Genomic DNA, 12833 nt, shown 5'->3' on the forward strand with positions numbered 1-12833 from the left:
CCGAAATTAAAAATCGAGCAGCTTTTCTTCGAGTTGTTCAGCACTGCTTCGCAGTTTATCGAGAAAACGGAGTTTGCGCACAGTGTCCGCCGCCACGTCCCAGGTCTCGTTGTTCAGTTGCTCCACCATCTGCTGATGGCGGGTATCGAACATGCCCTTCACGCGCGTGATGAAGCTTTCCAGACGCGCTTCGTCTTTGGCCTGTTCAATCTCATCCAGCTCTTCGCGAAGCTCCAGCTGTTCCATCAGAAACGCGGTGTCGCGCACGGTATGCTGTTCGCTCGCCAGATCGAAACCGTGGAGCGAGAGCAGATATTCTGCACGCGCCAGCGGATGGCGCAGCGTCTGCCAGGCCTGGTTGATGGTCGCAGATTGGGAAACCGCAGCCAATTGCTCAGACTGAGTACCACTCGCGAATTTATCCGGGTGATACTGACGCTGAAGATCCTGAAAACGGATCGTCAGCGCCTGGAGATCAATCGGGTATTGAGCGGGTAGTCCGAAGAGAGTGAAGTAATCCATAACAATCTCAGGGGTAGCCTATTAGAACAAACCCCACGCGCAGCGGGTAAGCCACGGTGGGGTTATACCTTCTTACTTCGCGCTGCAGATGCGTTGTCTGCGCTCGTTCACCCCAGTCACTTACTTATGTAAGCTCCCGGGGATTCACTCGCTTGCCGCCTTTCTGCAACGCGAATTAATCGGTATAACAGCGGAACGCGGTTAAACGTGGAAGCTTTCGCCGCAACCACACTCGTCTTTGACGTTCGGGTTCGTGAACTTGAACCCTTCGTTCAGGCCTTCTTTGACGAAGTCCAGCTGAGTGCCGTTGAGGAATTGCAGGCTTTTGCCATCGACCACCACCTTCACGCCCTTGTCTTCAAACACGGTGTCGTCAGACGCCGGCTCGTCAACAAACTCCAGTACGTAAGCCATACCAGAACAGCCGGAGGTACGTACGCCCAGTCGCAGGCCAAAGCCTTTACCACGGTTCGCCAGAAAAGAGCTTACTCGCGCGGCAGCGCTGTCGCTAAGGGTAATCGACATACTCAAACCTCAATTATTTTGCTTCACGTTTGCTTTTGTAATCCGCAATGGCGGCTTTGATCGCGTCTTCTGCCAGAATTGAACAGTGAATTTTCACCGGTGGCAGTTCGAGTTCTTCAGCAATATCCGTGTTCTTGATTGCCTGTGCTTCGTCCAGAGACTTGCCCTTCACCCATTCGGTGACCAGGGAGCTGGACGCGATAGCAGAACCGCAGCCGTAGGTCTTGAAGCGCGCGTCTTCAATGATACCTTCATTGTTGACTTTAATCTGCAACTTCATCACGTCGCCACACGCCGGTGCGCCAACCATGCCGCTACCGACAGATTCGTCGCTGTTGTCAAAAGAGCCAACGTTGCGCGGGTTCTCGTAATGATCGATGACTTTTTCGCTGTATGCCATGATTGAATTCTCCTTATGTACCGATTAGTGATGTGACCATTCAATGCTGTTCAGATCCACGCCCTGCTTGAACATTTCCCACAGTGGAGAAAGGTCGCGCAGACGGCCGATGGAGTTGCGAACCAGCTTGATGGTGTAGTCAATCTCTTCTTCGGTAGTGAAACGACCTAAAGAGAAACGGATAGAGCTGTGCGCCAGCTCGTCGGTCATGCCCAGCGCGCGCAGCACGTAGGATGGCTCCAGGCTTGCAGACGTACAGGCAGAACCGGAAGAAACGGCCAGGTCTTTCAGCGCCATGATCAGCGATTCGCCTTCAACATAGTTGAAGCTGACGTTGAGGATGTTCGGAGCGCCCTGCTCGAGATCGCCGTTCAGATACACTTCTTCCATATCTTTCACGCCGTCCCACAGACGGTTACGCAGCGTGCGCAGGCGCGCCATCTCGGTTTCCATCTCTTCTTTTGCAATGCGGTACGCTTCGCCCATGCCCACGATCTGGTGAACAGGCAGCGTGCCGGAACGCATGCCGCGCTCGTGGCCGCCGCCGTGCATCTGTGCTTCGATGCGGATACGCGGTTTACGACGAACGTACAGCGCGCCGATCCCTTTCGGGCCATAAATTTTGTGGCCGGAGAAGGACATCAGGTCCACTTTCAGCTGGCTCAGATCGATAGGCAGTTTGCCCACGCTCTGGGTCGCGTCAACGTGATAGATGATACCGCGCGCGCGGCACATTTCGCCGATGGTCGCGATGTCCTGAACGACGCCGATTTCGTTGTTAACGTGCATGATGGAAACCAGAATGGTGTCATCACGCATGGCCGCTTCGAGCTCTTTCAGGTCGATGATCCCGTTGCTCTGTGGCGCCAGGTAAGTCACTTCGTAACCTTCACGCTCCAGCTGGCGGCAGGTATCCAGCACGGCTTTGTGTTCGGTTTTACTGGTGATGATGTGCTTGCCTTTTTTCTGATAAAAGTTGGCTGCACCTTTGATCGCCAGGTTGTCGGATTCGGTCGCACCGGAGGTGAAAACAATCTCACGCGGGTCGGCACCCACCAGGTCGGCAATCTGATTACGGGCGATATCAACCGCCTCTTCAGCATGCCAGCCAAAACGGTGTGAACGGGAAGCTGGGTTACCAAAGTTTCCGTCCAGGGTCAGACACTGCATCATTTTCTCGGCAACACGCGGGTCCACCGGCGTGGTTGCGGAGTAATCGAGATAAATCGGTAATTTCATTGCTCTTTAAACTCCGTACATCGCTTCAATGCAAGGAATCAGGCAACCGGCTGGATGTACGACCGAGTACGCGGGGCGTGACCGCCCCGGCCTGATTCTGAAATCTTTATCGTTTTATTACGCGCGCAGTTTGACGTCGATAGCGTCCTGCGCGCGGGTGCTGCGTTGGGAATCCTGACCATGCTGACGACCAGAGACATCCAGAACTTCCTGGTTATTGACCAGTTCACCCAGGGTGATGTTGTTCAGGAAGCCGGTGAGACGGTCGCTCAGATCGCGCCACAGCGCGTGGGTCAGGCACTTATCGCCGCCCTGGCAGCCGCCTTTACCCTGGCAACGGGTCGCGTCAACGGATTCGTCAACTGCGCTAATCACTTCACCAACTGCAATACTGCCCGCGTCTTTACCCAGCAGATAACCGCCGCCTGGGCCACGAACGCTGGAAACCAGTCCATTTTTACGCAGTCTGGAGAACAGCTGTTCCAGGTAAGAGAGGGAGATCCCTTGTCGTTCAGAAATATCAGCCAACGGAACCGGGCCCGCTTCGGAGTTGAGCGCAACGTCCAGCATCGCGGTCACGGCATAACGCCCTTTAGATGTCAGTCTCATGTCTTACTTAACCTCAAACTCGCCCCTGCCCGGGGTTTTTTATTGTAAAATGGGGGTATTGCATAGCAGGGCCAAGTCTGACATTCCTGACTAAAATGGTCAACTATTTACTTGACTGTTTTAGTCAGGTATTTAACGTTCCGTGCCTTCAAAATCCCGGTGCGGCCTGATGCCCTCACCCCAGCCCTCTCCCACGGGGAGAGGGGAAATCGACACTACTCTTTATTCTTCTGCTCAATCGACGCCAGAATCCCGCGCAGGATGTTAAGCTCCTGGCTTTCCGGGCGCGCGCGGGTAAACATGCGGCGCAGCTTGTTCATCACCTGGCCCGGGTGGCCTTCACGAATAAAGCCGGTTGAGAGCAGCGTCTGCTCCAGGTGACCGTAGAAGCGCTCAAGGTCGTCCACCAGCGGGTAGGCCGTTTCTTCTTTAGGCTCTACCTGTTTCTCCTGCGTCGCCAGCCACGCCATACGCACCTCATAGGCGATAACCTGCACCGCCATCGCCAGGTTCAGCGAGCTGTATTCCGGGTTAGCCGCGATGGCGACGTGATAATGGCACTTCTGCAGCTCGTCGTTGGTCAGGCCAACGCGCTCGCGGCCAAACACCAGCGCAACCGGAGCCTGTTCCGCTTCTGAGACGCTTTTCAGGCCACATTCGCGCGGGTCCAGCATCGGCCACGGCAGCGTGCGTGAACGTGCGCTGGTGCCAACAACGAGGCTGCAGCCGGCCAGCGCTTCGTCAAGGGTATCGACGATCTGGGCGTTGCCGATCACGTCGCTGGCACCGGCCGCCAGGGCGATAGCCTGCGAGTCAGGTTTCACCAGCGGGTTAACCAGCCACAGGTTCGTTAAGCCCATGGTTTTCATAGCGCGGGCAACGGAGCCCATGTTGCCGGTGTGCGATGTTTCGACCAGCACGATTCGAATGTTTTGCAGCATAAGTTTTAATGTCTGAATTCAGCGTCTGAAGAATATTCCGGCATATTATCATAAACGGGAGACATAATCCGATCCCACTGCTATACTCTGCGCCGATTTTCCTGTTCTTTAACATCCAGTGAGAGAGACCGATGCATCCGATGCTGACCATCGCCGTGCGCGCAGCGCGCAAGGCGGGTAATGTAATTGCCAAACACTACGAAACGCCAGACTCCGTAGAAACCAGCCAGAAAGGCAGCAATGATTTCGTGACTAACGTCGATAAAGCCGCAGAAGCGATTATTATCGAAACGATCCGCAAATCTTACCCGCAGCACACCATCATCACCGAAGAAAGCGGTGAACATGAAGGTACCGATCAGGATGTTCAATGGGTTATCGATCCACTGGATGGCACCACCAACTTCGTCAAACGCCTGCCACACTTCTCTGTGTCTATCGCAGTACGCATTAAAGGCCGTACTGAAGTCGCCGTTGTTTACGATCCAATGCGTAACGAACTGTTCACCGCTACCCGCGGTCAGGGCGCACAGCTGAACGGCTACCGTCTGCGCTGCAGCAACGCACGCGATCTGGACGGCACCATCCTGGCGACCGGTTTCCCGTTCAAGGCGAAACAGCACGCGACCACCTATATGAATATCCTGGGCAAACTGTTTACCGAATGCGCGGACTTCCGCCGCACCGGTTCTGCCGCGCTGGATCTGGCCTACGTGGCGACCGGCCGCGTTGACGGTTACTTCGAGCTGTCGCTGAAGCCGTGGGACTTTGCTGCGGGCGAGCTGATCGCACGTGAAGCAGGCGCCATCGTGTGTGATTTCACCGGCGGCCATAACTATATGTCTACCGGCAACGTCGTTGCAGGTAACCCACGCGTTGTTAAAGCCATGCTGGCCAACATGCGTGATGAACTGAGCGATGCGCTGAAGCGTTAATCCCGGTCATTCCCTCTCCCCGTGGGAGAGGGAATCCCAACTAAAACGGCCGCAATCCTCTTCCCACCGGCATCGCGCTCATCCACATCGTCACCGCCGCAACCAGCAGAATCACCCCGCCCGCCAGCGCAAGCGTTGTCCACCCTACCTGCCGCCACAGCACCGGTGTTTTATTGCCGCTGAGTCTGACCGCAAGCTGACGGAAGCTGTGAACCAGCAGCGCTAAAGACGAAATGGTGAGAGACGTCCCTGCCGCCATCGCCAGCGCGGAAAGCATTCCCCAGCCAAACACGCCTATCACCTTGCTGAACAGCAGCACCATGATTGCCCCCGAACACGGGCGCATGCCCATCGAGAGAATAATCATCAGCCGCGCGCGCCAGTCGTCGCCGTTCTGCAATTGTTCCTGCGTGGGCAAATGCTGATGCCCGCAGCCGCAGTTTTCATCATGAACGTGAGGCGGCGTAAAGGTTTTGAATTTCGGTTTTTGCAGCAGCACGCGCAGCTTTTTCAGCGCCCGCCAGCAGAGGATCAGCCCCAGCACGCCCACCAGCGCGTAGCTCCCCTTCTCCAGCCAGAAACTGCTCATGTGCAGCTGGCGCGCGGGAAGCTGCAACAGCGAAAGCACAACCACGACGAGCGCAATCGCCACGCTGCCCTGAAGCAGCGAGGAGGCCAGCGTCAGCCCGATACTCGATTTCAGCTTCGACGGATGGGTGGCGAGCCAGGTCGTTATCACGATTTTGCCGTGACCCGGCCCCAGCGCGTGCAGTACGCCATAGATAAAGCTGAACGCCAGCAGGGAACCACCCGCTTTGGTCGGGTTCTCCGCCACCGCCTTCAGCAGACCGCTCATCTGCTGGTTGACCTCACGCTGCCAGACGATGCTTTTCATCATGACCTGCGGCCAGGCCTGCCACAGCCAGAGTGAACCGCAAACGGCCAGCAGGAGAAAAAGCGCCAGCGGCCAGAGGTGCAGCCAGCGGCGCGGTTTCCGAACCGGAGAGGAGATCACTGACATTGTAACGTCACCTCCTGCGCGAACTGTTTACCCAACTCCATGTCCTCAGGCGGTGCATCCTCCTTATCAAGCGAGACCGCAAAGTTCAGCGTCTCTTCGCTGGGTTTCGGGGTGTGAACGCCAATTTTGCAGCTTTTTTGCAGAGCGTCCGGCAGCCGTACGTCGCCGTCTTTGTCATAGCGCATATCGACATAGTAGGTAGGATCAAAAGTGGAAAAACGGTACGTTTGCCCCGCCAGCGGCTGCGGATGCGCCAGCGGGAGCACAAACGTCAGCACCGCCTGATGCCCGTCACGCGTCATCCCGTATTCCGTTGGCCGGTTCAGAAATTTGACCTTTTGCCCGTTGTGCCAGAATTCCGTGAAGTAGTGCTGGCCGAGCACGTTGGCCATCACTTCCGCCGCCAGCTTTTTCCAGATTTCATCGCCGGGCTTCGCGTTTCCCGCATCATAGAGCAGATCGGCCGAGGTGATTTCATCCATCGTCCAGCGCATCTTCAGGCCGCTCAGCTGCGTGCCGTCGGTAACCAGCTCGGTCTGGAGGTCAATAAAACTGTGAGGGTGTGCGCTGGCGGTGAAGCTGATAACCGCCAAAAATAACGCCATCGCACTTTGTTTAACTGTTTGCATCAATTCCTCACGTCAAAAATTCTGTGATGTCCCCCAGCAATCCTGAGTGAAAGGCCTGCCGGCGCGCTTTTCAGCGCTCATCCTTTAGCTATTCTTATCAAACATTCACACTGGATACCCGACAGATGATGACGACGCTTGAAATTCCATCTGTGCTTTCCAGTTCGCAGCGCCGCTGCCAGGTGCTTTTGATGCTATACCTGCCCGATGCTGCCGTCACCGCAGAGAGCATAATCGCTGCCAACGGGGTGGACGACGCGATGGCACGGCAAGATATAGCCGAGACGCGCGATGAAATCCAGCGCTATCACCGGCTGGACATCGTCACGCACCACGACGGCAGCTACCGGATTGAAGGCACAGCCCTGAATCAGCGTTTATGCCTGCTGCACTGGCTGCGCCGGGCGCTGCGGCTTTGCCCGCAGTTTGTCTCACACCAGTTTACCCCCGCATTAAAAACCGCGCTTAAACAACACGGCATTGCGCGACCGCTGTACGACGATGCGAACCTGCGGGCGCTGATCGGCTTCTGCTCCCGCAAGCTCCAGCGCCAGTTTGAATGTCGCGACGTCCAGTTTTTACAGCTCTATCTGCAATACTGTCTTATTCAGCACCAGCTCGGGAATACGCCACAGTTTTCTCACGTTCAGCGCAGCTGGACCCAGTCGAGAGGGGAGTATTTTACGGCCCAGGAGATCGTGCGTCACTGGAGACGTCGCGTGCCGCAGGGAGCGCACGGGGATGAACAGCTGTTTCTGGCCCTGCTGTTTATGATGCTCCGCACGCCCGATCCGGTGCTCGATAAACACCAGCAGGATCAGCGCTTGCGCCGGGCCATCGTGCGCATGGTCGCCCGTTTTCGCTCGCAGACCGGGATGAACTTCAGCGATGAGCAAGGGCTGACCGATCAGCTGTATATCCATCTTGCTCAGGCGCTGGACCGCTCGCTGTTTGAAATTGGCATCGACAATAGCCTGCCGGAGGAGATCCACCGTCTCTATCCCCGGCTGTTACGCACCACAAAGGAAGCGCTGTTTGAGCTGGAAGCGGAGTTTGGGCTGCGTTTTTCTGATGAAGAGATGAGTCTTGTCGCGGTGATTTTCGGCGCCTGGCTGATGCAGGAGACCGATCTGCACGAAAAACAGGTGATCCTGCTGACGGGAGACGATAAAGCCAGCGAGGATCTGATTGAACAGCAGCTTCGCGAGCTGACGCTGCTGCCGCTCAATATTCGCTATCTGACGCTGCAGGCTTTCCAGAAAGAGGGGGCACCGCGCGAGGCTGCGCTGGTTATCACCCCCTACCCTACCGTCCTGCCGCTGTTCTCGCCGCCGCTGATACATGCCGTTGAAACATTGAACGCGCAGCAGCAAGAACATATTCGCGCCATGCTGGAATCATAGCGGCGCGCGAGCGGCCACTTTCGGGCGAACAACGATGGCGGGTAAGGCGACCAGCGCCATCACCCAGAAAACCCCATGCCCCAGGTGCTGGTAGAGGAACCCCGCAAAGACCGTCATGATCGCGATACTGCCCCCCATCGCGACCGCCGAGTAGACGGCCTGCAGGCGAATAACGTCTCCGCCCTCGCGCGCTGCGATATAGCGCATGGCCGCCAGATGGCACACGGTAAAGGTGCCGCAGTGGAGAATTTGCGCCACTATCAGCCACGGCAGATCGGTCGTCCAGCCCATAATCCCCCAGCGCGCCACGCCGCACACGGCGGAAAGCAGCAGGAGGTCTCGCGCGCCAAAGCGACGGAACAGCTTCTTGCTCAGGGCAAAGATAATGACTTCGGCCACTACCCCCAGCGACCACAGATAGCCCACTGCGGAAGCAGAATATCCCGCCCCCTGCCAGTAGATGGCGCTGAAGCCATAGTACGCCGCATGCGCCCCCTGAAGCAGACAGACACACGCCAGAAAACGCCAGCTTTGTGCCACCAGGCTCCGCCAGGCGGGCCAGCCTGCGCTCTCCTGATGGCGGCTTTCCCCTTGCGGCATCACCGACGGACGCAGCAGCATACCCAGCAGCATAGAGGCAATACCGATACTCAGCAGGGCGAGAATGGCGCGGTAATCGTAAAGGCTGACCAGTTTGCCCACCAGCGCGGAACCAATCACAAAGGCAATTGAGCCCCACAGGCGCACGCGGCCGTAGTCCATGGTGATCTGCTTTTGCCAGGTGTTCGCCAGGGCATCCGTCAGCGGTACCAGCGGTGAGAAGAACAGGTTAAAGCCGACCATCACCACCATCAGCCAGGCAAACTGGTGGCTGACCCAGAAGCAGGCAACAAAGACCAGCGTCAGCAGAGCAAGAATGCGCACGGCCTTGATTAGTAAGGAGGGATCGCTGACGCGCGGGGCAATCAGCAGGCTGCCGAGGAAACGCGCCACCAGCCCGGCCCCCAGCAGGACACCGATAGTCTCAGGAGTCAGGCCGATACCCTTGAGCCAGACGCTCCAGAAGGGCAGAAAAATACCGTAGCTAAAGAAATAGGTGAAATAACTGAGCGCCAGCCAGCGCGTGGAATGCAAGACCATGAATCCCTCCCGAAATCGAGGCCATAGTCTGGCGAGAATATAAAAATTAAGCAAGTAGATAGCCTGCTATAAATTAACGAAAAATTAACATCTTGTGCAGTCGTCTGGCTTATGGCAGGGAATGAAAATATGTATTACGTTTAAATTACTCCACTTGCAGAGGTTTTTCTGCCATGAACTCACTACGTTATTTCGATTTCGGTCAGTCACGTCACCTGCTGCTGCTGATTGGCCGCATCGCACTTGTCGTGCTGTTTATCATCTTTGGTTATCCAAAACTGACGGGGTTTAGCGGCACCGTACAATATATGACCTCGCTGGGTACGCCGATGCCCATGCTGGCGGCCATTATTGCGGTGGTGATGGAAGTCCCTGCTGCCATTCTGATCGTGCTGGGCTTTTTCACCCGCCCGCTCGCGGTACTGTTTGTATTCTATACGCTGGGCACGGCGATTATCGGTCACCATTACTGGGATATGACTGGTGATGCGGTCGTACCGAATATGATTAATTTCTATAAGAACATCAGTATTGCTGGCGCCTTTATTTTACTGGCCATTGTTGGTCCGGGGGCTATTTCCCTCGACCGGCGTTAAGCCAAAAAAAAAGGCCGCAAGCGCGGCCTTTTTTATTTCTGCAAAGCAGAGGAATTACGCGTATACCGGGAAGCGTGCGCAGATATCCAGAACTTTACCTTTGACGCGCTCGATAACCGCTTCGTCATTGATGTTGTCCAGAACGTCACACATCCAGCCAGCCAGCTCTTTCACTTCCGCTTCTTTGAAGCCGCGGCGAGTCACGGCCGGAGAACCGATACGGATACCGGAGGTCACGAACGGGCTCTTCGGATCGTTTGGCACGCTGTTTTTGTTCACGGTGATGTTGGCGCGGCCCAGGGCTGCGTCAGCTTCTTTACCGGTCAGGTTCTTATCAACCAGATCCAGCAGGAACAGGTGGTTTTCAGTACCGCCGGAGACCACTTTGTAGCCACGGTTCAGGAACACTTCCACCATCGCTTTGGCGTTCTTAGCAACCTGCTGCTGATAAACCTTGAATTCTGGCTCCATCGCTTCTTTCAGCGCAACGGCTTTAGCCGCGATAACGTGCATCAGCGGGCCGCCCTGCGCGCTTGGGAATACAGCGGAGTTCAGTTTTTTGTACAGCTCTTCGTCACCGCCTTTCGCCAGGATCAGGCCACCGCGTGGACCCGCCAGGGTTTTGTGGGTGGTGGTGGTCACAACGTGAGCGTGTGGAACCGGGTTCGGGTAAACGCCAGCGGCAATCAGACCCGCAACGTGCGCCATGTCGACGAACAGGTAAGCACCAATGCTGTCTGCGATTTCACGCATTTTTGCCCAGTCAACGATACCGGAGTAAGCAGAGAAGCCACCGATGATCATCTTCGGTTTGTGCTCTTTAGCCTGCTTCGCCATGTCTTCGTAGTCAATTTTACCGGACTCATCAATACCGTAAGGGATGATGTTGTACAGTTTGCCGGAGAAGTTAACCGGGGAGCCGTGAGTCAGGTGGCCGCCCTGCGCCAGGTTCATACCCAGAACGGTATCGCCCGGCTGCAGCAGCGCGGTATAGACCGCGAAGTTAGCCTGAGAGCCAGAGTGTGGCTGCACGTTCGCGTAGTCAGCGCCAAAGAGTTCTTTCGCACGGTCGATAGCCAGCTGCTCAACGATATCCACGTACTCGCAACCGCCGTAGTAGCGTTTGCCCGGGTAACCTTCAGCATATTTGTTAGTCAGCTGAGAACCCTGCGCCTGCATGACGCGCGGGCTGGTGTAGTTTTCGGAGGCGATCAGTTCGATGTGCTCTTCCTGACGTACTTTTTCCTGCTCCATAGCCTGCCACAGTTCGGCATCATAATCGGCAATGTTCATTTCACGCTTTAACATCCGCATCTCCTGACTCAGCTAACAAGTAAATTTTGGCCTGAAAAGGCAGTCCTGTTGGACGACGGGCAACAGTATAACTGATTAGTTCTGTGATAACAGGTCTTGACAAACGATTTTACGCAAACGTTTTCCTGCGCGCCACGCAAGGGTTTGAGGAATAAAGCTCTCGCCCTTTCCAGCGGATTTCTTTTCAGGTTTGTGATGCATATTTTTCATCTTGCAAAGAACCATTTACAACACAGGGGTATTTTTTATAAGATGCATTTAAAATACATCATTAAAGTCACATCAGAAGGATGCGCCCATGCTCGACGCTCAAACCATCGCTACCGTTAAAGCCACCATCCCCCTGCTGGTGGAAACCGGCCCTAAACTCACCGCCCATTTCTACGATCGCATGTTCACGCACAACCCGGAGCTCAAAGAAATTTTCAACATGAGCAACCAGCGTAACGGCGATCAGCGCGAAGCGCTTTTCAACGCAATCGCGGCCTACGCCAGCAATATTGAAAACCTGGCGGCACTGCTGCCCGCGGTGGAAAAAATCGCGCAGAAGCACACCAGCTTCCAGATCCAGCCCGAGCAGTACAACATTGTGGGTGGCCACCTGCTGGCAACGCTGGGCGAGATGTTCAGCCCGGGCCAGGAGGTGCTGGACGCGTGGGGTAAAGCCTACGGCGTGCTGGCAAACGTGTTTATCAACCGCGAAGCGCAGATCTACAGCGAAAACGCCAGCAAGAACGGCGGCTGGGAAGGCACGCGCGCCTTCCGCATCGTCGAGAAAACGCCGCGCAGCGCGCTGATTACCAGCTTTGAATTTGAGCCGGTGGACGGACAGCCGGTTGCCGATTACCAGCCGGGCCAGTATCTGGGCGTGTGGCTGAAGCCTGAAGGTTTCCCGCATCAGGAGATCCGCCAGTATTCTCTTACCCGCAAGCAAAACGGCAAAGGCTATCGCATTGCGGTGAAGCGTGAGGACGGCGGTCAGGTCTCCAACTGGCTCCACAACGAAGCTAACGTGGGCGACGTGATCCATCTGGCCGCGCCGGCGGGCGATTTCTTCATGGCCGTAGAAGCGAATACCCCGGTTACGCTGATCTCTGCGGGCGTCGGCCAAACGCCAATGCTGGCGATGCTCGATACGCTGGCGAAAGCAAACCACGGCGCGCAGGTCAACTGGTTCCACGCTGCGGAAAACGGCGACGTGCACGCCTTTGCGGATGAAGTGAAAACGCTCGGGGCGTCCCTGCCGCGCTTCACCGCGCACACCTGGTATCGCCTGCCGACGGATAAAGACCGCGCGGCCGCACGGTTTGACACTGAAGGCCTGATGAATTTAAGCCAGATGGAAGGGGCGTTTAGCGCGCCGGACATGCAGTTCTACGTCTGCGGGCCGGTGGCGTTTATGCAGTATGCCGCGAAGCAGCTGGTGGAGCTGGGCGTGAACAAAGACAACATTCACTACGAATGTTTCGGGCCGCATAAGGTGCTGTAATGAAAAAGCCCCTCGTTCGAGGGGCTTTTTTTTCGCCGGGTGGTTGCACCTTACCCGGCCTACAAAACCG

14 protein-coding genes are annotated in these 12833 nt (G+C 56.1%); 4 read left to right on the top strand and 10 right to left on the bottom strand.

The genetic code is table 11. The features are described from left to right. Positions 1 to 6: 6 nt before the first annotated feature. From hscB to trmJ, 6 genes are all read right to left on the bottom strand, one after another. On the bottom strand, positions 7 to 522 hold the full coding sequence (gene hscB, locus NI40_RS16540; RefSeq protein WP_039263745.1) for a co-chaperone HscB: 516 nt from the start codon (positions 520 to 522) through the stop codon (positions 7 to 9). Positions 523 to 723: 201 nt separating this feature from the next. Continuing rightward, positions 724 to 1047 (bottom strand): iron-sulfur cluster assembly protein IscA, encoded by a 324-nt coding sequence (iscA, locus tag NI40_RS16545; RefSeq protein ID WP_003860659.1) that lies wholly within the window; start codon positions 1045 to 1047, stop codon positions 724 to 726. A 13-nt stretch (positions 1048 to 1060) separates the two neighbouring features. Further along, entirely contained in the window at positions 1061 to 1447 is a 387-nt protein-coding gene (gene iscU, locus NI40_RS16550) for a Fe-S cluster assembly scaffold IscU (RefSeq protein ID WP_003860661.1), read from the bottom strand. 24 nt (positions 1448 to 1471) lie between these two features. Beyond that, positions 1472 to 2686, bottom strand: a complete 1215-nt coding sequence (iscS, locus tag NI40_RS16555) for a cysteine desulfurase (RefSeq protein WP_008502157.1) — start codon at positions 2684 to 2686, stop codon at positions 1472 to 1474. Positions 2687 to 2803: 117 nt separating this feature from the next. Further along, positions 2804 to 3295 (bottom strand): Fe-S cluster assembly transcriptional regulator IscR, encoded by a 492-nt coding sequence (gene iscR, locus NI40_RS16560; protein ID WP_023308826.1) that lies wholly within the window; start codon positions 3293 to 3295, stop codon positions 2804 to 2806. A gap of 215 nt (positions 3296 to 3510) precedes the next feature. Next, positions 3511 to 4236: a tRNA (cytosine(32)/uridine(32)-2'-O)-methyltransferase TrmJ gene (gene trmJ, locus NI40_RS16565; protein ID WP_033146224.1), complete on the bottom strand. Its 726-nt coding sequence runs from the start codon at positions 4234 to 4236 to the stop codon at positions 3511 to 3513. A gap of 131 nt (positions 4237 to 4367) precedes the next feature. Here trmJ and suhB point away from each other — a divergent pair, with 131 nt between their 5' ends. Beyond that, positions 4368 to 5171: an inositol-1-monophosphatase gene (gene suhB, locus NI40_RS16570; RefSeq protein ID WP_023308828.1), complete on the top strand. Its 804-nt coding sequence runs from the start codon at positions 4368 to 4370 to the stop codon at positions 5169 to 5171. A 40-nt stretch (positions 5172 to 5211) separates the two neighbouring features. Here the strand turns inward: suhB and NI40_RS16575 are convergent, their stop codons facing one another. Then, positions 5212 to 6192, bottom strand: a complete 981-nt coding sequence (locus NI40_RS16575) for a nickel/cobalt transporter (RefSeq protein WP_039263746.1) — start codon at positions 6190 to 6192, stop codon at positions 5212 to 5214. After that, positions 6183 to 6821 carry a DUF1007 family protein gene (locus NI40_RS16580; protein WP_039263749.1) on the bottom strand — a complete coding sequence of 213 codons (639 nt, stop codon included), beginning with the start codon at positions 6819 to 6821 and terminating at the stop codon, positions 6183 to 6185. The genes NI40_RS16575 and NI40_RS16580 overlap by 10 nt, the downstream gene beginning before the upstream one ends. A 125-nt stretch (positions 6822 to 6946) precedes the next feature. Here NI40_RS16580 and csiE point away from each other — a divergent pair, with 125 nt between their 5' ends. Continuing rightward, complete coding sequence (gene csiE / locus NI40_RS16585) at positions 6947 to 8224, top strand: stationary phase inducible protein CsiE (RefSeq protein WP_033146227.1); 1278 nt, start codon at positions 6947 to 6949, stop codon at positions 8222 to 8224. Here the strand turns inward: csiE and NI40_RS16590 are convergent. After that, positions 8219 to 9364, bottom strand: a complete 1146-nt coding sequence (locus NI40_RS16590) for a 3-phenylpropionate MFS transporter (RefSeq protein ID WP_039263750.1) — start codon at positions 9362 to 9364, stop codon at positions 8219 to 8221. The genes csiE and NI40_RS16590 overlap by 6 nt on opposite strands. A gap of 173 nt (positions 9365 to 9537) precedes the next feature. On the opposite strand from NI40_RS16590, the gene NI40_RS16595 reads away from it, so the two are divergent. After that, positions 9538 to 9960: a DoxX family protein gene (locus NI40_RS16595; protein WP_039263751.1), complete on the top strand. Its 423-nt coding sequence runs from the start codon at positions 9538 to 9540 to the stop codon at positions 9958 to 9960. Between the two features lie 54 nt (positions 9961 to 10014). Here NI40_RS16595 and glyA read toward each other — a convergent pair whose 3' ends face one another. Next, a complete protein-coding gene (glyA, locus tag NI40_RS16600) occupies positions 10015 to 11268 on the bottom strand; it encodes a serine hydroxymethyltransferase (RefSeq protein ID WP_008502165.1) in 1254 nt (417 codons plus the stop codon). A 304-nt stretch (positions 11269 to 11572) separates the two neighbouring features. Between glyA and hmpA the strand changes: the two genes are divergently transcribed. After that, entirely contained in the window at positions 11573 to 12763 is a 1191-nt protein-coding gene (hmpA, locus tag NI40_RS16605) for an NO-inducible flavohemoprotein (RefSeq protein ID WP_039263752.1), read from the top strand. Positions 12764 to 12833: the final 70 nt, after the last annotated feature.

Origin of the sequence: Enterobacter sp. E20, assembly GCF_000801755.2 — a bacterium.
GTDB classification, from domain to species: Bacteria; Pseudomonadota; Gammaproteobacteria; order Enterobacterales; family Enterobacteriaceae; genus Enterobacter; species Enterobacter asburiae_B.

Coding starts and splice junctions, on each gene's coding strand:
- hscB (WP_039263745.1), bottom strand. CDS start 522: ATGGATTACTTCACTCTCTTCGGACTACCCGCTCAATACCCGATTGAT.
- iscA (WP_003860659.1), bottom strand. CDS start 1,047: ATGTCGATTACCCTTAGCGACAGCGCTGCCGCGCGAGTAAGCTCTTTT.
- iscU (WP_003860661.1), bottom strand. CDS start 1,447: ATGGCATACAGCGAAAAAGTCATCGATCATTACGAGAACCCGCGCAAC.
- iscS (WP_008502157.1), bottom strand. CDS start 2,686: ATGAAATTACCGATTTATCTCGATTACTCCGCAACCACGCCGGTGGAC.
- iscR (WP_023308826.1), bottom strand. CDS start 3,295: ATGAGACTGACATCTAAAGGGCGTTATGCCGTGACCGCGATGCTGGAC.
- trmJ (WP_033146224.1), bottom strand. CDS start 4,236: ATGCTGCAAAACATTCGAATCGTGCTGGTCGAAACATCGCACACCGGC.
- suhB (WP_023308828.1), top strand. CDS start 4,368: ATGCATCCGATGCTGACCATCGCCGTGCGCGCAGCGCGCAAGGCGGGT.
- NI40_RS16575 (WP_039263746.1), bottom strand. CDS start 6,192: ATGTCAGTGATCTCCTCTCCGGTTCGGAAACCGCGCCGCTGGCTGCAC.
- NI40_RS16580 (WP_039263749.1), bottom strand. CDS start 6,821: ATGCAAACAGTTAAACAAAGTGCGATGGCGTTATTTTTGGCGGTTATC.
- csiE (WP_033146227.1), top strand. CDS start 6,947: ATGATGACGACGCTTGAAATTCCATCTGTGCTTTCCAGTTCGCAGCGC.
- NI40_RS16590 (WP_039263750.1), bottom strand. CDS start 9,364: ATGGTCTTGCATTCCACGCGCTGGCTGGCGCTCAGTTATTTCACCTAT.
- NI40_RS16595 (WP_039263751.1), top strand. CDS start 9,538: ATGAACTCACTACGTTATTTCGATTTCGGTCAGTCACGTCACCTGCTG.
- glyA (WP_008502165.1), bottom strand. CDS start 11,268: ATGTTAAAGCGTGAAATGAACATTGCCGATTATGATGCCGAACTGTGG.
- hmpA (WP_039263752.1), top strand. CDS start 11,573: ATGCTCGACGCTCAAACCATCGCTACCGTTAAAGCCACCATCCCCCTG.